The 16,491-nt window shown below is 61.4% G+C and carries 21 protein-coding genes; 4 read left to right on the top strand and 17 right to left on the bottom strand.

The features are described 5' to 3' along the window. Nucleotides 1–4: 4 nt before the first annotated feature. Genes CABTHER_RS05535 through CABTHER_RS05500 form a run of 8 tightly spaced genes read right to left on the bottom strand, consistent with a single transcriptional unit; the run spans nucleotide 5 to nucleotide 6,079 of the window. Nucleotides 5–1,177, bottom strand: coding sequence for a glycosyltransferase (locus CABTHER_RS05535; protein ID WP_014099617.1), 1,173 nt, complete (start codon nucleotides 1,175–1,177; stop codon nucleotides 5–7). 27 nt (nucleotides 1,178–1,204) lie between these two features. Then, a complete protein-coding gene (gene pgeF / locus CABTHER_RS05530) occupies nucleotides 1,205–2,032 on the bottom strand; it encodes a peptidoglycan editing factor PgeF (protein ID WP_014099616.1) in 828 nt (275 codons plus the stop codon). Further along, complete coding sequence (gene thiD, locus CABTHER_RS05525) at nucleotides 2,025–2,822, bottom strand: bifunctional hydroxymethylpyrimidine kinase/phosphomethylpyrimidine kinase (protein ID WP_014099615.1); 798 nt, start codon at nucleotides 2,820–2,822, stop codon at nucleotides 2,025–2,027. Before thiD ends, pgeF begins: the two co-directional genes overlap by 8 nt. After that, on the bottom strand, nucleotides 2,819–3,301 hold the full coding sequence (nuoE, locus tag CABTHER_RS05520) for an NADH-quinone oxidoreductase subunit NuoE (RefSeq protein ID WP_014099614.1): 483 nt from the start codon (nucleotides 3,299–3,301) through the stop codon (nucleotides 2,819–2,821). The genes thiD and nuoE overlap by 4 nt, the downstream gene beginning before the upstream one ends. Before the next feature lie 7 nt (nucleotides 3,302–3,308). Beyond that, complete coding sequence (gene nuoD, locus CABTHER_RS05515; RefSeq protein ID WP_014099613.1) at nucleotides 3,309–4,568, bottom strand: NADH dehydrogenase (quinone) subunit D; 1,260 nt, start codon at nucleotides 4,566–4,568, stop codon at nucleotides 3,309–3,311. A 48-nt stretch (nucleotides 4,569–4,616) separates the two neighbouring features. Next, nucleotides 4,617–5,135 (bottom strand): NADH-quinone oxidoreductase subunit C, encoded by a 519-nt coding sequence (locus tag CABTHER_RS05510; protein ID WP_014099612.1) that lies wholly within the window; start codon nucleotides 5,133–5,135, stop codon nucleotides 4,617–4,619. Then, on the bottom strand, nucleotides 5,132–5,665 hold the full coding sequence (locus tag CABTHER_RS05505) for an NADH-quinone oxidoreductase subunit B (protein ID WP_014099611.1): 534 nt from the start codon (nucleotides 5,663–5,665) through the stop codon (nucleotides 5,132–5,134). Before CABTHER_RS05505 ends, CABTHER_RS05510 begins: the two co-directional genes overlap by 4 nt. A 27-nt stretch (nucleotides 5,666–5,692) precedes the next feature. Next, entirely contained in the window at nucleotides 5,693–6,079 is a 387-nt protein-coding gene (locus tag CABTHER_RS05500; protein ID WP_014099610.1) for an NADH-quinone oxidoreductase subunit A, read from the bottom strand. A 266-nt stretch (nucleotides 6,080–6,345) separates the two neighbouring features. Here CABTHER_RS05500 and CABTHER_RS05495 point away from each other — a divergent pair, with 266 nt between their 5' ends. The 3 genes from CABTHER_RS05495 to lpxA are packed head-to-tail and all read left to right on the top strand — an operon-like array spanning nucleotide 6,346 to nucleotide 9,401. After that, nucleotides 6,346–7,599 (top strand): vWA domain-containing protein, encoded by a 1,254-nt coding sequence (locus tag CABTHER_RS05495; protein ID WP_014099609.1) that lies wholly within the window; start codon nucleotides 6,346–6,348, stop codon nucleotides 7,597–7,599. Between the two features lie 17 nt (nucleotides 7,600–7,616). Further along, on the top strand, nucleotides 7,617–8,624 hold the full coding sequence (locus CABTHER_RS05490; RefSeq protein ID WP_014099608.1) for an alpha/beta fold hydrolase: 1,008 nt from the start codon (nucleotides 7,617–7,619) through the stop codon (nucleotides 8,622–8,624). Between the two features lie 3 nt (nucleotides 8,625–8,627). Next, nucleotides 8,628–9,401 carry an acyl-ACP--UDP-N-acetylglucosamine O-acyltransferase gene (gene lpxA, locus CABTHER_RS05485; RefSeq protein WP_014099607.1) on the top strand — a complete coding sequence of 258 codons (774 nt, stop codon included), beginning with the start codon at nucleotides 8,628–8,630 and terminating at the stop codon, nucleotides 9,399–9,401. Nucleotides 9,402–9,464: 63 nt separating this feature from the next. Here the strand turns inward: lpxA and CABTHER_RS05480 are convergent, their stop codons facing one another. Both CABTHER_RS05480 and CABTHER_RS05475 read right to left on the bottom strand, forming a co-directional pair. Continuing rightward, on the bottom strand, nucleotides 9,465–10,625 hold the full coding sequence (locus CABTHER_RS05480) for a VWA domain-containing protein (protein ID WP_081464720.1): 1,161 nt from the start codon (nucleotides 10,623–10,625) through the stop codon (nucleotides 9,465–9,467). Continuing rightward, nucleotides 10,564–11,664 carry a D-alanine--D-alanine ligase family protein gene (locus tag CABTHER_RS05475; protein ID WP_041569584.1) on the bottom strand — a complete coding sequence of 367 codons (1,101 nt, stop codon included), beginning with the start codon at nucleotides 11,662–11,664 and terminating at the stop codon, nucleotides 10,564–10,566. Before CABTHER_RS05475 ends, CABTHER_RS05480 begins: the two co-directional genes overlap by 62 nt. 191 nt (nucleotides 11,665–11,855) lie before the next feature. Here CABTHER_RS05475 and CABTHER_RS05470 point away from each other — a divergent pair, with 191 nt between their 5' ends. Next, the gene (locus tag CABTHER_RS05470) at nucleotides 11,856–12,908 is read left to right on the top strand and encodes an SH3 domain-containing protein (RefSeq protein WP_148263957.1); all 1,053 of its coding nucleotides are present in this window, start codon (nucleotides 11,856–11,858) and stop codon (nucleotides 12,906–12,908) included. A gap of 124 nt (nucleotides 12,909–13,032) precedes the next feature. Here CABTHER_RS05470 and CABTHER_RS05465 read toward each other — a convergent pair whose 3' ends face one another. From CABTHER_RS05465 to CABTHER_RS05445, 7 genes are all read right to left on the bottom strand, one after another. Then, nucleotides 13,033–13,329 carry a hypothetical protein gene (locus CABTHER_RS05465; RefSeq protein WP_228374080.1) on the bottom strand — a complete coding sequence of 99 codons (297 nt, stop codon included), beginning with the start codon at nucleotides 13,327–13,329 and terminating at the stop codon, nucleotides 13,033–13,035. Nucleotides 13,330–13,375: 46 nt separating this feature from the next. Further along, nucleotides 13,376–14,011 (bottom strand): alpha/beta hydrolase, encoded by a 636-nt coding sequence (locus tag CABTHER_RS05460; protein WP_014099602.1) that lies wholly within the window; start codon nucleotides 14,009–14,011, stop codon nucleotides 13,376–13,378. An 81-nt stretch (nucleotides 14,012–14,092) separates the two neighbouring features. Further along, nucleotides 14,093–14,287, bottom strand: a complete 195-nt coding sequence (locus CABTHER_RS05455) for a hypothetical protein (protein WP_014099601.1) — start codon at nucleotides 14,285–14,287, stop codon at nucleotides 14,093–14,095. A gap of 52 nt (nucleotides 14,288–14,339) precedes the next feature. Continuing rightward, nucleotides 14,340–14,513 (bottom strand): hypothetical protein, encoded by a 174-nt coding sequence (locus tag CABTHER_RS17215; protein WP_014099600.1) that lies wholly within the window; start codon nucleotides 14,511–14,513, stop codon nucleotides 14,340–14,342. 133 nt (nucleotides 14,514–14,646) lie between these two features. Then, nucleotides 14,647–14,898 carry a hypothetical protein gene (locus CABTHER_RS05450; protein ID WP_014099599.1) on the bottom strand — a complete coding sequence of 84 codons (252 nt, stop codon included), beginning with the start codon at nucleotides 14,896–14,898 and terminating at the stop codon, nucleotides 14,647–14,649. 1 nt (nucleotide 14,899) lies between these two features. Continuing rightward, nucleotides 14,900–15,118, bottom strand: a complete 219-nt coding sequence (locus CABTHER_RS16990; protein WP_014099598.1) for a hypothetical protein — start codon at nucleotides 15,116–15,118, stop codon at nucleotides 14,900–14,902. A gap of 255 nt (nucleotides 15,119–15,373) precedes the next feature. Beyond that, nucleotides 15,374–16,408, bottom strand: a complete 1,035-nt coding sequence (locus CABTHER_RS05445; RefSeq protein WP_014099597.1) for an alcohol dehydrogenase catalytic domain-containing protein — start codon at nucleotides 16,406–16,408, stop codon at nucleotides 15,374–15,376. Nucleotides 16,409–16,491: the final 83 nt, after the last annotated feature.

Raw genomic sequence — 16,491 nt, 5'->3', positions numbered from 1 at the left:
TCCTCTAACCATCTCCCCCGTCGCCAAACATGCGCCCAATGATGCGCTGCGCGTTGACCTGCCAGGAATTTTCCTCACGAAAACGCAACCAGTGCGGTTGTGGAGGGCGTTGTAACAGGTCTTCCAGACCCGTCACAAGCGCCTGAAGATCATCCGGTTCGACCCACCGCCCCAACGCATACTTCTGAACCAGCGTCCTGAGTGGCCCCGCGCCGCCCGATGCCAGACATGGCACATGATAGTTGGCCGCCAGCGCCAGCACGCCGCTGGCAGAACGAAAAGCCCGGCTGTAGGTCAGCACGACGACATCCGCGGCCGCAAAGAGATTGGCAGCTTCTTCATCCGGTACGTACCGCTCCATCCACCGGCAGCGGTTGGCAACGCCCAGCCGCGCGGCCAGTTCGCGGTAAAACGCCACGGGACGCTGCCCCGCCGACTGCACCCGCCCGGCCACAACAAGGTACGCCCGGCGGCAATGCTGCAAACTTTCGATGACCAGGTGCAGGTTTTTGGCATCGCGTATGTTGCCAAAGGCCAGCAGCACCGGCGCGTCGTCCGGCAGTGCCAGCTCCCGGCGCACAGCTTCACGGGAGGCCGTCGGCGGCGGATACGGATAGATACCATGCGGCACGACCGTCACCCGCAGGCCGGGGTTTGGCCGCATGGTGTCAAGGGTAATGTCTTCGTGGACGAACGCCTCCCGCAGATGGGCGTAGGCATCCCCGACCGACCACCGGTGCCACCAGCGCGGCCCGATGACATAATCGCGCACCGGATCGTGAACAACAGCCCCGAAAACAACCCCTTCCCGCTGCAACCGCCGCAGCGAAGGCGACCACAGGGGAGCCAGATATTCCCCAAACGACCCGATAATGACGCGCCGGATGCCGCTGGTGCGGATGGTCTGCACGAGACGGCGATAGTTTTCCAGCTTAATCCAGACGTAGCGCCCGCCGCGCCACCAGCGGTTGGCAATCGGACGTTCCGGGCGCGGCTCCAGCAGGCGCGGGCAGCGGATGTACTGCGCCCCGGAGCGTACCGGGTAGCATGGCGTCGTCAGCAGCGTCACCTCGACGCCCAGCGCGGTCAGCGCCTGGCATTGTTCGTGGGCATAGTCGGCCACCCCGCCGTGACTTTCCTCGAGAAAGTAGAGCAGTTGCCGCCGGGCGTGCGTCATGGCGTCTTTTGCCGGAAATCACAGCGACTATCCGGGCGAACCGGCGCGCCCAATCGTGGCAATGAGGCGTCCCACCGGCCCCCGCTGGCGTTCGCGGCGGTAGGAAAAAAACAAATCCGGGCGCGTCATCGTGCACCAGCCGGAAGCATGAATGCGGTCAGGACGGACACCGGCTTCCATCAACTGCCAGCGGTTGGCCTGCGGGATGTCCAGATGCAGCTTTCCGCCGGGCGACGGCCGCTGAAACCACGCCGCCGCTTCCGAAGGAAAGGCCTGCTGGAAGGCTTCGACAACTTCTTCGCCCACTTCATAGTGGGCAACACTTGCCGCCGGCCCCAGTGCAACGTGCAGGTCTTCCGGGCGTACGCCGTAGGTCTCCCTGAGCCGGACAACGGTCTTTGCGACAATCCGCGCCAATGTCCCACGCCAGCCGGCATGAACGGCGGCAAAGGCCCCTGTCCGGGGACAACCCAGCAGTACGGCCTGGCAGTCGGCCGTGTACACCGCCGCCCACCGGCCCGGCTCCTGTCCGATCCAGGCATCCCCTTCCATCGGTTCCGCCGTAGCTTCGGAAACCGTGTCCAGAAGCTGCACCGTGTCACCGTGTACCTGCCGGAGCGTGTGCAGACGGTCTTTGGTTTCACCGAGCACCGCCAGAAACCGGCGTCGGTTTTCCGTGACGTTTTCCGGGCTGTCACCGGCAAAGTAGCCCAGGTTGAGCGCCTGTGCCGGCAGCGGACTCACGCCGCCCGGCCGGGTGCTGAAGCCATGCCGGAAACCGGCGGCTTCGAGCGGCAGGCAGACCAGAACGGCCACGTCTCCAGAACGTCGAAAGACAAAGGCTTGGTCAGGCATGGTTCAGGGGCAGGTGGCCCAGCAGCGGCTTTCCCCGGCCAACGCGCATGGCGCGCGTCATGGTCTCGCGGACATAGGCTTTGGCCCGCGTCACGGCTTCGACCACGGACAGCCCCCGACCCAGCAGGGCCGCCAGCGCGGCCGACAGGGTGCACCCTGTACCGTGGGTTTCCATTGCAATCCGGCTGCCGGGGAAGGTGTGGAATTCCCGGCCATCAAACAGCACGTCCGTGGCGTCTCCGGGCAGATGTCCGCCCTTGACCAGAACCCATCGGGGGCCAAGCGCGTGGAGGGCGCGCGCGGCTTCGCCCATGGCTTCGACCGTCTCGACCGGAAAGCCGACCAGTTCCGTCGCTTCCGGCAGGTTGGGCGTCACCACGGTGGCCAGCGGCAGCAGTTTGGCTTTCAGCCGGGCAATGGCGTCGGGTTCAAGCAGAAGATGCCCGCTGCTCGCCACCAGTACCGGGTCCACGACCAGCGGCGCACGCCAGTTTGTGGCCAGCCAGTCGGCCAGGGCATCAATGATGTCACCCGTGGCCAGCATGCCGGTTTTGGCGGCGGCTATGGTCAGGTCTTCATGCAGGGCATCCAGTTGCGCCAGAACGACCTCCGGCGGCAGCGGATGAAAGCTTTTGACGCCGACGGTGTTCTGGGCCGTTGTGGCGGTCAGGACGCCCACCCCGTGCACGCCATGGGCCGCCATCGTTTTCAGATCGGCCAGCAGACCGGCACCGCCCGCCGGGTCAAGTCCGGCAATGGAAAGTGTGACCGTTGTTGTGGAAGCCGTCATGGCAGGGCATCGAGAATGGCATCCACCTTTTCAGGGGTGAGATGCTCGTGAAAGTCGAAGTTGATCTGCATGGCCGGCGCGGCCGAACACGCGCCGATACATTCGACTTCACTCAACCGGAAGCGCCCGTCCGGGGTTTTCTGTCCCGGCCGGATGCCCAATCGCTTCTCAAGGTGTTCCCGAATCTGCGGCGCGCCGCACAGGTAGCAACTGATCGTCCGGCAGAGCTGGATGTGGTACGTGCCAATCGGCTCGGTGAACAGCATGGAATAGAACGTCAGCGTTTCATACACGTCGTTCATGTTCAGCCCAAGCTTTTTGGCAATGAAGCGCATGCCGTCTTCCGGGACGTAGTTGCAGGCATTCTGCACCAGGTGCAGCAGGGGCAGGATGGCCGAGCGTTTCTGCGGGTAGCGGGCAATGATGGCGTCCGCCTGGCGGTCAAATTCGGGTGTCAGTACGTCAGCAAAGGTTGGCATGCTCGTTTTACCGGTCAATTTCGCCCAGCACGATGTCCAGACTGCCGATGATGGCCACAACATCGGCCAGTAACGCACCCTGGCAAAGCTTTGGAATGGCCTGCAGGTTCACAAACGAGGGGCCGCGCACGTGGCAGCGGAAGGGGCGTTCCGTCCCGTCGCTGATGATGTAGAAACCCAGCTCGCCCTTGGAGCCTTCGATGGCGTGGTAGGCTTCGCCGGGGGGCACACTGAATCCATAAGCGGCCAGCAGGAAGTGATGGATGAGGGCATCCATCTGGTGCTTCATTTCCTCGCGGTCGGGCAGAACAATCTTCGGGGAATCCGCCTTGATGGGTCCTGGCTTGAGGCGGTCGAGGGCCTGGCGACAAATCTTCCAGCTTTCCTCCATTTCGCGCATGCGCACGAGGTAGCGGGCATACACGTCGCCGTCCCGCTCCACCGGAATGTCAAAGTCGTAGGTTTCATAGCCACAGTAGGGTTCTGCCCGGCGCACATCGTGCGCCACGCCGGAGCCGCGCAGCGTCGGCCCCGTCACCCCCAACGCAATGGCATCCTCACCCGACAGCACGCCGACGCCACGGGTCCGCTTCTGGAAAATCGGATTGTTCGTCAGCAGCTTGTGGTACTCCGCCAGCGCCGCCGGAAACTCATCCAGAAAGTCCCGGACCAGACGGTTGAAGTTCGGCGGCACATCGTAGGGCAGGCCGCCGACGCGGAAGTAGCTGACCGTCATGCGCCCGCCGCAGACGGCTTCGTAGATGTTGAGAATCTTTTCACGCTCGCGGAAACAGTAGAAAAACAGCGACATCGCGCCCAAGTCGAGCGCGTGCGTCCCAAGCCAGACCAGATGGGAAGCAATCCGTTGCAGTTCGGTCAGCAGTACGCGCAGGGTTTGTGCGCGGGGCGGAATGTCGTGGGTCAGCCCCAGCAGCTTTTCGACCGTCATCACGTAGCCCAGGTTGTTGCCCATCGGATTGAGGTAATCCATCCGGTCGGTGATGACGATGTTTTGCTGGTACTTCTTCGTTTCCATCTGCTTCTCCATGCCGGTGTGGAGATAGCCGATGTCCGGTTTGGCGCTGATGACGGTTTCGCCGTCCAGGATGAGTTCGAGCCGCAGCACACCGTGGGTTGAAGGGTGCTGCGGCCCCATGCTCACCGTAATGGCGTTGTCGAGCGCCGACTGCTCGCGCAGCAGTTCCCGAATCTTTTGCTGCGGGGCGTAGTCGAGTTCAATGACGTTGGAATGGCGAAGGGATGACATGGCACAGGCTGGCTCCGTCCGGGCCCGGCAATGCGGCAGCACACCGGATCAGTAACCCTGGAGCGGAAAGTCCTTTCGTAGTGGGTGGCCTTCCAGATCGTCGGGGGTCAGAATCTTGCGCAGATCAGGATGGTTGGTGAAGCGGATGCCCATCAGGTCAAAGGTTTCCCGTTCGTGCCACTCGGCCGTCGGATAGATGCCGACCAGCGTGGGTACTTCACAGTCTTGTTCCGGGACACGCACTTTCAGGCGCAGGCGATAGCCGTGTGGGATGGAAAACAGGTGATAGACCACCTCAAAGCGCGGGTCGGCTTCAAGCCCCCGGTCCACACCACACAGATCGGAAAGCAGATTGAACAGCAGTTTTGGCTCGTCACGCAGGTAACGCGCCACATCCACAATAGCGGCGCGGGAGACATACACCGTCACTTCGCCGTGCTGGACGATGACCTGCTCGATGGCTGTCTGAAAACGCTGACGCAACTGGGCCAGCGTATCCGTTGCACCCTTGATCAGCGCCAGGTCATCGCCCGTTGCATCCACGGTCGCAGCCTTTGGTTCGCTCATGCCGCAGCTCCTTTAGGGAGTTCTTCCGGCAGCAGGTTGCGGTCGCGGCGGTCGGTCAACCGCTCGGCCATGATCTTTTCCTGGAGCTTCATCAGGGCATAGATCAGGGTCTCCGGGCGCGGCGGACACCCCGGCACATAGACATCCACCGGCACGACCTGATGCACGCCCTGCACGATGGCGTAGTTGTTGAAAATCCCGCCGGCCGTGGCGCAGGCCCCCATCGAAATGACCCACTTCGGGTCCGGCATCTGGTCGTAGATGCGGCGCAGCACCGGGGCCATTTTGCGGGAGACCCGCCCGGCCACGATCATGACATCGGCCTGACGCGGACTGGCGCGGAACACCTCCGAACCAAACCGCGCTATGTCATTGCGGGCCGAAGTGGCATTCATCATCTCGATGGCGCAGCAGGCCAGGCCAAACGTGGCCGGCCACAGCGATGACTTGCGCGACCAGTTGATGAGGTCTTCGAGGCGCGCCGTCAGGATTTCCGGCAGGGCGGCGCCAATCGTCGTTTCGAGTCCCATGGCCCTTCTCCTTCAGACGACTGAAGGCTACTTGCTCCAGTCGAAAACACCCTTCTTCCACACGTAGATGTAGCCGATGAACAGCGTCGCCACAAACAGCATCATTTCGCCATAGACAAACAGCTTGTTGCCGAGTTCATCAGCCAGCGCCTTGTACACCACCGCCCAGGGAATCAGCACAATGGCTTCGATGTCGAACAGGATGAACAGCAGGCACACCAGATAAAACTTGACCGAGAAGCGTTCCCGCGCGCTGCCCACCGGGTCGTTGCCACACTCGTAGGGCATGAGTTTTTCACGGGTTCTGATTTTGGGACCCAGCAGCCGCGAGGTGTTCAGAATCATCGTTGCCACGAAAGACGCCAGTCCAAACACCATCAGCAGCGGAATGTAGTTCTGGAGTTCATTCGACATCGTGTGGTTCTCCAGCGGGCGGGAGCACAGGCAGCCGGGGGGTGAGAGACCTGCATCGGGGCGTACCGCCTGCATCAGTTATGTAACGCCACGCACGAAAACGATGGTAGAAAGCCGGTTTCACCAGGTCAAGCAAGGCAGGCGTGGTTGCGTCTTTGGCGTGCGTCGGTTACCGTTTCGGCACACGTCTGCCGCCCTCCCGCAACCTGTGGCCACTGCTTCGTGGTCACCTGCCAAGCCTACCAGACTTTTGAGGATGCGCCGCCATGATTACGCGCTACGGAAAATGGGATGGTCTCGACCTGGACCAGTTCAACCTTGAACAACTGCTCGAAAAGCTGTCCGACTTCTTTCTGCAAAGCGGTTTTTCCCAGGGCGGCTGGTCCCGTCGCATTCAGGACCCGGACCAATCGCTGGAAGCCCTGCGGGAAGCCATCCGGCAGCTCATCCGCTCCGGGGAACTGCTTGACGAGACAGACCTGAAGGCCCTTCAGGATGCCTCCGGCGCGCTGGACGAAAACAAGCTCGATGAGCTGGTGGATGCGCTCATCCAGCGGCTGCTTGAACAGGGCTACCTGCGTGCCACCCCCGATGAGCGCGGGACGCCGACGCCGCGCCCTGGACAGGGACGCATCGAAAAGGACGAAGGTGCGCGCATCAAGTTTGCGCTGACCGAGAAGGGTATGGACTTTCTCGGCTACAAGGCGCTCAGCCAACTGCTCGGCTCGCTTGGCCGAAGCTACGCCGGGCGGCACGACACACAGCACCTTTCCACCGGCATTGAGGCGTTTCAATCCAGCAAGCCGTACGAGTTCGGCGACACGCTCAATCTGGATGTCAACGCCACGCTGCTGTCGGCCATTCAGCGCCATGGGTTGGGGGTTCCGCTTGAAGTGGAATACAGCGACCTGATGATTCACCAGTCGGAGTACACCAGCTCGTGCGCCACGGTGCTCATGCTGGATTGCAGTCACAGCATGATCCTGTACGGCGAAGACCGCTTCACCCCGGCCAAGCGCGTGGCTTTGGCGCTGACGCATCTCATCCGCACGCAGTATCCCGGCGACACCCTCAAGCTGGTGCTCTTCCACGACTCAGCCGAGGAAGTGCCGCTTGGCAGGCTGTCGCAGCTTACCGTCGGGCCCTACCACACGAACACGGCCGAGGGACTCCGGCTCGCGCGCCGCCTGCTGCTGGCCCAGCGCGTGGATATGCGGCAGATCATCATGATTACCGACGGCAAACCCTCGGCGCTGACCATGGAAGACGGACGGATTTACAAAAACTCCATGGGGCTTGACCCGATGATTATGGAGGCAACCTACCGGGAAGTCGCCCAGTGCCGGCGCAGCAACATTGCCATCAACACCTTCATGCTGGCCGATGACCCCTACCTGGTGAATTTCATCAAGCGCTTGACGAGCATTGCGCAGGGCAAGGCGTACTTTACGACCGTCATGACGTTGGGTGAGTACGTCATGATGGACTTCCTGCGGCGCAAGCAGAAGAAAGTACGCTGAACCTCCGGCATCGGCTTATGCCGCATCAGTCTTCCCGTTCTGCACACGCCCGGCCTTCCCTCCCCTGGCGGTCATCGCGCTGGTTCATTCGTATTCTGGCCATTCTGCTTCTGGCGACAGTTGCCCTGGGTTGCGCCGGGACGCTGGCCTATCAGCGTCCGCTCACGGTCATCAACTGGTATGACCAGTGGCGATTGTGGTGGGCGGGTATTGCGGCGCGGGAAGTCGTCATTGACGGCGTTCGCCTGCACTACAAGGAAGGCGGTGCCGGTGAGCCGCTCGTGCTCATTCACGGTCTGGGCGGCAGTTCGGACGCCGACTGGGGACAGGTCATCGTGCCGCTGTCACGCCGCTTTCACGTCTATGCCATTGATCTGCCGGGATTCGGACGCTCGGACAAACCCGCCAACGCCAGTTATGCCATTCGTGAGCAGTCCGCAACGGTGGTGAAGTTTCTCGACCGGGTGGGTGTCCGGCAGGCGCATCTGTGTGGGCTGTCCATGGGCGGCTGGATTGCGGCCTACACAGCCAGCACGACACCGGAACGGGTGGCGCGGCTCATCCTGGTGGACAGTGCCGGAGTTCGCTTTGAGCCGCCCCCGGACCGCGCCCTGCTTGACCCGGGCACCACCCCGGAAGATTTCACAAACTTCCTCAAGGTGCTGTTTTTCCAGCCGCTACAGCTTCCCGCGCCTGTGGTTCGGGACTTCCAGGCGCAGGCGCGTCGCCAGACCTGGGTGATTGACCGGGCGCTGGCCGCGATGCTGACTGGCGACGATGCGCTCGAACCGCGCCTGAACCGGATTACGTCCCCAACGCTCATCATCTGGGGCAGGCAGGACGCCCTTCTGCCGCTGCATTCGGGCGAAAAGCTCAAAGGCGGACTGCCGACGGCCAGTTTCGTGGTCATTGACCGTTGCGGCCACATGCCCCCCATTGAGCGCCCGGAAGCCTTTTTGCGCGAAGCTGAGCGGTTTTTGAGCGCGGCTTCGCCGCCCCAGAATGAATACACGTTGATTCCATAGGCTATGCCCATTCATCCCACAGCCATCATCAACCCCCAGACCCGCCTCGGCGAACAGGTTTCCATCGGCCCCTATGCCATCATCGGCGCGGATGTCGTCCTCGAAGACGAAGTCAGCGTCGGCGCGCACTGTGTCATTGAAGGCCCCACCCGCATCGGACGCGGCACCCGCCTGTTCCCTTTCGTTTCAGTCGGTCAGGACCCACAAGACCTGAAATACGCCGGCGAGCGGACAGAACTCATCATCGGCGAACGCAACATCATCCGCGAGTTTGCCACACTGCACCGGGGGACCGGCGCTGGCGGCGGCGTGACGCGCATTGGCAACGACAACCTGCTCATGGCGCAGTGCCATGTGGCGCACGACTGCATCGTGGGCAACCACATCATCATGGCCAACGGAGCCTCTCTGGCCGGACACGTCGAAGTTCACGACCATGCCATCCTTGGTGCGTATGTCGGGGTCCACCAGTTCTGCCGCGTCGGAGCCTACGCCTTCATCGGAGCCTATTCCGTCGTGGTCAAGGATGCCCTGCCCTATGCCCGGAGCGTCGGCAACCATGCCCGGTGCTACGGACCGAACAGCATCGGGCTGCGGCGCGCCGGTTTTCCAGATGCCGATCTGCGCGCCATCGAGCAGGCTTTCCGCCTGCTGCTCAACTCAAAGCTCAACACCTCGCAGGCCGTTGCCGCCATCACGGAAAAACTTGGCGACCATCCGCGCATTCGCCTGCTGCTGGATTTCATCGCCAGTTCACAGCGTGGCGTCATCAAATGAAAAGCGTGTCCGCAGCCTTGGGCTGCCTGCCACAGCCGGATGGAGACGGTTCCAGAGCCGGTTTCAGAGCGATGAGCCAGCGCTGCCTGCCCGCCGCCGCACCATGTAGCCGTCGCGTGCCTTGACCTTGACGTTCTTGCGCGTCACCACCCGCACTTCAATTTTCCGGTAGCCGGGCGTGTCCGGGTCCTGTGGTTCGTATGACAGCAGATAGTACCGTCGGGCCGCCTGATCAATGCGCTGGAAGGCGCGTTCGAGGTCAATGACCTTCTGAGGGAAGGCTACGTCGCCACCGGTTCGCGTGCACAGTTTACGCAGCGCCTCGTCATCCTCACCGGCCACCATGCCGGCGCCGGTGCCGAAAAAGCCAGCGTTGCGCGTGCTGATGCCAAAGATGAGCACCTCATAACGCTGGGCAATTTCGATGGCTTCCTCCAGCGTGTGTTCGCTGGCGGTATCGGCGCCGTCCGTAATGACGATGATGATCTTCCGGGGTGTGGGCACGTTGTACATTTTTTCCTCGCACACCCGGTACACCGCGTCATACAGCGCCGTGTCGCCACTGGCTTTGACCTCCATGATGGCTTTGGCCAAAAGGTTGGTGTCATCGGTGAAGTCCTGCCGCAACTGAACGGTCGAATCAAAGGTCACAAAGAGCGCCTGGTCCTTGCGCCGCCGGATGATGGTCTGAAGGAAGGAAATGGTGGCTTCCTTCTGAAACTTCAGCTTGGGCTTGATGCTGGCGCTGGTGTCCATCAGCACGGCAACGAACAGGGGCAGGTCGGTTTTGTCCTCGAAGGACTCAATCTTCTGCTTTTTCTTGTTTTCGTAGATTTCAAAGTCATCCTTGGTCAGCTTGCTGATGAAGCGGTCGTCCTGGTCGGTCACAATCACCGGGACGGTCACGTTGGTGATGCGAATGACATCCTCTCCGGGGTCCCTCTCTTGGGGCGTCGCACCGGGACGATTCGGGGTTCGCGGCGCCTGCTGGGCATACCGCGCCGGAAGGGGCTGTCCCAGCACAACCACGCCACACAGCACACCAACCAGCCATCCCGAACGAACCTGCTGCCAAAACTTTCTGAAGTACCTCATAACTGATTCCCCATCTCCCTCAGCACCAATCCGTTCACCCGAACACCATTGGTTGCCTCCCGTCGGGTCAGGACTGGCCAGCGCCGGTTCCCAAGGGTAGCCCACGCGCCAGCCGGGATTTTTCAGCATGGCGGGCAAAGGCCAGCTCGATCAACCGATCCAGTACAGCCGGCAGGGACCACCCGCTGGCTTCCCACAGCTTGGGATACATGCTGATGCGGGTAAAGCCCGGCATCGTGTTGATTTCGTTGACCATCAGCGTATTCGTCTGGCGGAGCAGGAAAAAATCCACCCGCGCCAGCCCGGCGCCATCAATGGCCTGGAAGGCGCGGACGGCCAGACGGCGCACATCTTCAATCTGCTCCGGCGCAAGCGGCGCCGGGATGACCAACTGCGATTGACTGTCGGGCGAGTATTTGTCGGCATAATCATAAAATGCCGCGCCACTGATAATCTCTCCCGGCACACTGGCTTCCGGCTGGTCGTTACCCAGCACGCTGACTTCGATTTCGCGTACGTCATAGCCTTTTTCGACAATGATACGCCGGTCATACTGCGCCGCCAGGGCAACAGCGGCGGCAAAATCGGCCGGGTCGTCCACGCGCGTAATGCCCACCGAAGAACCCAGGTTGGCCGGTTTGACGAACACCGGCAGACCGAGCTGCCGAAGGATGTCCGACTGCAAGGCATCGCCCTCTGTGGTCCAGGCATGGCTTGTAAACCAGCGGAATTCGACGACGGGCAGCCCGGCCTGGCGGAACAACTGCTTCATCACGATTTTATCCATGCCCGCAGCCGAGGCCAGCACCCCGCATCCGACGTACGGGATGTCCATCATTTCGAACAACCCCTGAATCGTGCCATCCTCGCCATAGGTTCCATGCAAAACGGGAATCACCACATCGAGTTCCCCAAGCACACTGGACAGCGAAGCCAGTATTCTGGCCGGTGACGGTGATTCGATGCCGCCCACTTGGCCGCCCAGGGACAGCATTTCGGTTGCTGCCGGACCGGCCACCCACACCCCGGACCGGGTAATCCCAATCGGTATGACGTGGTACTTCTCCGGGTCGAGCGCTGACAGGATGGTGGCGGCCGACCGCAGCGATATCTCGTGCTCGCCCGACCGGCCGCCAAAGACGACTCCCACCGCAAGCTGCTTGTTCACAAATGACTCCTTCGACAGGGTTTCCGCGCTGAACATCGTTCAAACCCCAGTCCAGCAGTGAAGACGCACGCGGCCGGCCGGGAGTTGCGTCAGCAAGGCGGCTAGGATAGCGTTTTGCTCCCGGCATTTCACTTGGGATTTGAACTGAAAGCGCGATTCCACCTGATTCTTCGGCACTCACCGAACTTCACATGCCCCTTCGCTCCCTGTCTTGGCATCCTGGTCACACGTTCCTGGCTCTGGTGTCCCTGCTGGTTTTTGCCGGACAGCCTGCCTGCTTTAAAACCGCGACCGGCAGAAGCAAGCTCGACGACGGCGTAGTGATTTCCGAGCGTGCTGAGATGTTCAACTCAACGGCGCTGGTCAACTCGAAAGTCGGGCAACTCCAGAAAGGCGACAGGCTGGCGATTTACCACCAGGCCGAGGTCAACGGCATTGAATGGCTGAAGGTGCAGAAAGAAGGGGAATCCAAAGTTGGTTGGGTCGAGGCGCGTCATGTGGTTTACCGCAGACTGCTTGATGCCTGTCTGGCGCTCGATCAGGAATATGCCCATGTCCAGCCACAGATTGGTGGCCGCCTCAAGCGTGAAACCCGCCTGCGCGTCCAGCCCCGCCGGGATGCCGACGTGATTACGGTACTCAAAAGCGGCACGGAGTTTGACATCCTCAAGCGGCAACGGGTCGAGCGGCGGATAGCCGTCACGGACGAGACAGAAAAACCCGGCGCGGATGAAGCGGATGTCAAGTATGACTCCTGGTACCTCGTCCGCTTCCCGGAAGCGTCCATTTACCGGATTGGCTGGCTTTACGGCGGCTCGGTCGAACTCATCGAACCACCGGCCGTTGCCGGTATCATCGGGGGCGGACGACGCATGGTGGGGGCGATCCCCTTCGGAGTCACGCTCGATAAAAATGGCGCGGCGCTCCGAAACTACTTCATTCTCGACAAGCAGATTTTCAGCAACGACCCGGTGGCCGATTTCGACCGCATCTACGTTGTGCGCCTGGATGCCAAGTCCGGCAACTACACCTGTGCTTACTACGAGCTTCCGGTGCGCGGGATGTATCCCGTGGCCTATCAGAACGACAGCGACACCGAAGCCAGATTCATGGTGACGCTGCTCGACAAGAACGGCAATCCGACCCAGGCTGAATATACGGCTGCCTTGGTCAACAACGTCTGGACGGTCAGAAAAGGCAAACTCCCGGCACCGACACCGCCATCCCGTAAGGGGAAACGCTAGGTTTTTCGTGTCAAAGTTTTTCCCGGCCAGGCCTTTCGCAGGTTCCTCCCGGGTTGGGAACAGACAACAACGCGCGCGCCTCGGCCCTTCGGTCAGCCTATGCCAGGCTCAGAAGCCTGAAAGTTTAATGAAAAAATGAGCGCACCCACTGGACCAGCCCCAGCAGGATCGCCACCACCGCCACGCCGCCGAGCGCCAGGGCCAGCATCCCGGCAAAGACGACATAAAACCGCAGTCCGGGCATGTCGTCGGGGTTCTGGTTGTTGCCCAGAACAAAGTCACGGATGAGCTGCTTGAAGCTTTCCTCTTCCCGGGTTGCATCCGCTGCCTCCTGCGCCGGGGCGGCGGCGGAAGCAGCGTCCTCCGTAACGGCACCGGTTGCATCGGCGGCTGGCGTCAGAACCTCTGGGGCATCTGGCATCGGCATGGCGTGAACCTCGCAGGGCATTCTCGCAGGGGGGCTTTGGCTAGGCCGGAAGGGACTGCCGCTGTAACCAGGCTACGGCGGCGGCAAGCGCGTCGGCAAGTTCTGTCTGATGCTCATCGAAGAAATGATTGGCGCGTGGGATGAAGGTTCGCCCTTTCGGTTCCTGACAGCGCGCAAGCAGGGCTTCAACGTCCGCCGCCGGGCCAAATTCGTCGGCATCTCCCTGAATAATCCACTTCGGGAGCGTGACCCTGTGCAGGAATGAAAAGTCAAACCGAAAGGTCGGCACGCCGACGCCCAGCAGTCCCCTGACCTGGGGACAGCGGAGCGCCGCCTGAAATCCGACCCACGAGCCAAAAGAAAAGCCAGCCACGACGAGTACCTCCTGCGGATGCTGTGCTTGCAGGAAGGCCAGCGCGGCAGCAGCATCGGCCTGTTCACCGATGCCGCCATCATAGCCACCGCGACTGGCACCCACGCCCCGGAAGTTGAACCGCAGGACGTGAGCGCCGCCGGCCAAAAAAGCTTTGGCGGTGCGATACACCACACGGTTGTGCATCGTCCCGCCAAAAACCGGATGCGGATGGCAAACCAAAGCCGCCCATCCCCGCGGGTTGGGGGCGCGTGTGTACAGCGCCTCCAGTGGACCCGCCGGGCCATCAAGCAGAAAGGTCATCAAGCCACCGGCGGCCAGTCTGCGTTACGGAACACCCCACCGGCAGCAGTGGTGTGGGCCGTAACCGCACTGGGTCCTCATCTAGGCGCTTGGACCCGCTGCCGGCTGGGGCTGCATCAGCGTCGAAATCAAAGCAATCGCGCCTTCTGCCAGCGTCTTGAGCAGGGCCCCCAGCGCCTCGACCAGACTGGAAATCAGGTCGGCAAAACTCTCTGCGTAGTTGTGGAAAGCGCCTCCCAGATAGCCTTCGTATGGCTCACGTACATACTGCCCCATAAGTTCCTCCCGACAATGGCATGCCATCGGGCATGCCGAATCAATCACGGACTCAGCCGCTGAAATACATCGTCGCGATAGCCATGGCCACTCCGACCGGCAGGGCAATTTTCAACGCCTGGGCTGTGGTGAGCGGCCCCTCGGACGTGCGCAACCCGAAGCGCACGAACAGAAAGCCAACCGCAACATAGGCGATGACGTAGATGACAAACTCAATCACCGGCATCACAACTCACCGTTCATACCCTGCCCGGCGTCAGCCGGCGCGCAGCCAGACCCGCTTCAGACAGATTTTCAGGGGACGTCAGGCTTGTAGAAATGCGCCCACGGCCGGCGATCGCGCCGCCGGCGCTTCAGTTTCAGGACGTAACGAGTTTGGCTTCGTAAATCGTGTCGGAACCGACACTGCCGGCGACCTTGATGGTGGTTCCCAAACGCGCTGAAACATCCAGCGGGCGGGGTTCGGTATCCTTGAGATGGATGGGATTCTCGAACAACCGATACACCTTGCCCTCTGGTGTGCGTAGCTCGTTGGCACCTGTCACCTCGCCTGTCACCGTGCCGTACTCAAGCAACGTCGCGGATTTTTTGGGTTTCTTGCCAAACAGCATGTCATATCTCCATCCGGGCAACCGAAGATGTCACACTCTCACCGCTTTGCAGAAGGCGAATCATACGGACATTGGCCAGATTAATGAGCCGTCCTCCATCCACAGCCAACCACCGCGCCTGCGACAGCAAGATACCAAGCGCGTCCACATTTTCAACTTCTGTATCCATGCGAACCTCGATTGGTTCGGCGCTTCCAACGAACCAGATATGAAGTTGCATGTGTGTTTACCGACGGCACATCCGGGAATCCATCGGGACGGCCGAGTGTTTTGCCGGGACTTTACCGGAAACGTACCGTCCAGCCCACCGTCGCCCTCCCAAACCCAAGGGTTTCGGCCTGATTGTTCTTAGCACTCACAACCAACGGTAACAAGAGCTGATGGTACCACTCTACTCTGCGAGCCACCGGCGGCCAACCACGGTTTTGCTCCCCACGACACATCGGACAGAGAACCAGGTCTGAGAAACTGTCCGTCAGGGGAAAATGATCTGCGCCTTGAGAACATCCTGTGCCTCGGCCATTTTTCGGAAGCCCAGTCCTGTGTCCTCCAGGGTATAGCGATGTGTAACCAGCTTTTCCGCGGTCAGAACGCCCTCGGCAATGTACTGTAGCGCCGCCCGCGTGTCGTCAGGCCCACAGGAGTAGCTCATCACCAGATCAATCTCGTTGAAGTACAGATGGAACGGCTCGACGGTAAGGCGTTCACCCGGCGATGACCCCATGAAAAACACGACCGTCCCACCTTTTCCGGCACAGCGGATGCCCAATTCCATCACCGGGACGCTGCCCGGCCCCACAATGACGACATCGGCCATCGCGCCGGCGGTCAGTTCCCCCAGCCGTTCCACCAGGTCTTCCCGTGCCGGGTTGATGACAGCATCCGCGCCAAACTCCAGCGCCTTGGCGCAGCGCCAGTCCACCAGATCAGCCCCGATGATCCGCTCGACGCCGGCCTGCCGGGCAAGCAGGACGTTCATCTGCCCCATGATCCCCAACCCGATGATGAGCACCGTATCGCGTGGGTGAAGCCGGGCCTTGCGGATGGCTTTGACCGAACAGGCAGCCGGTTCGACGAGTGCCCCATCCTCGAAGGACATCCCTTCGGGCAGGCGCAGGGTGTCGCGCAGGTTGACTTCCGGGACGAGGAAATACTCGGCAATGGCACCCGGCACGATGTGCGAGGCTTTCCACGTCGCGCACTGGACGTACTCGCCCTTTTCACAGAACTTGCAGTTGAAGCAGGGCGCGTGGTGGTGGGCAAACACGGGATCGCCGACGCGAAAACCGGTCACTTCAGCGCCAACTTCGGCCACGATGCCGGCCGGCTCGTGCCCCAGAACCTTGCCCGCCTTGCGCTTGATGTACCAGGGCGTCACGTCCCCGGAGCAAATCCCGCTGGCCTTGACCTGAACCAACAGCTCGCGGGGGCCAACTGACGGACGTGGCATGTGCTCGATCCGAATGTCATCAAAGTCATACACGCGGGCGACTTTCATCAACGCCGTCATAGTGGTGCCCCCTGTCCTGCTGACCTGAATGGCTGGCTTGAATTGCCACGTGGAATGTGGCGAAGTAAGGGGGCGTCGTCAAG

It is taken from the genome of Chloracidobacterium thermophilum B (genome assembly GCF_000226295.1).
GTDB lineage: Bacteria > Acidobacteriota > Blastocatellia > Chloracidobacteriales > Chloracidobacteriaceae > Chloracidobacterium > Chloracidobacterium thermophilum.
The sequence above is the reverse complement of the archived record's forward strand: the minus strand, read 5'-3'. Positions and strand labels throughout refer to the sequence as shown.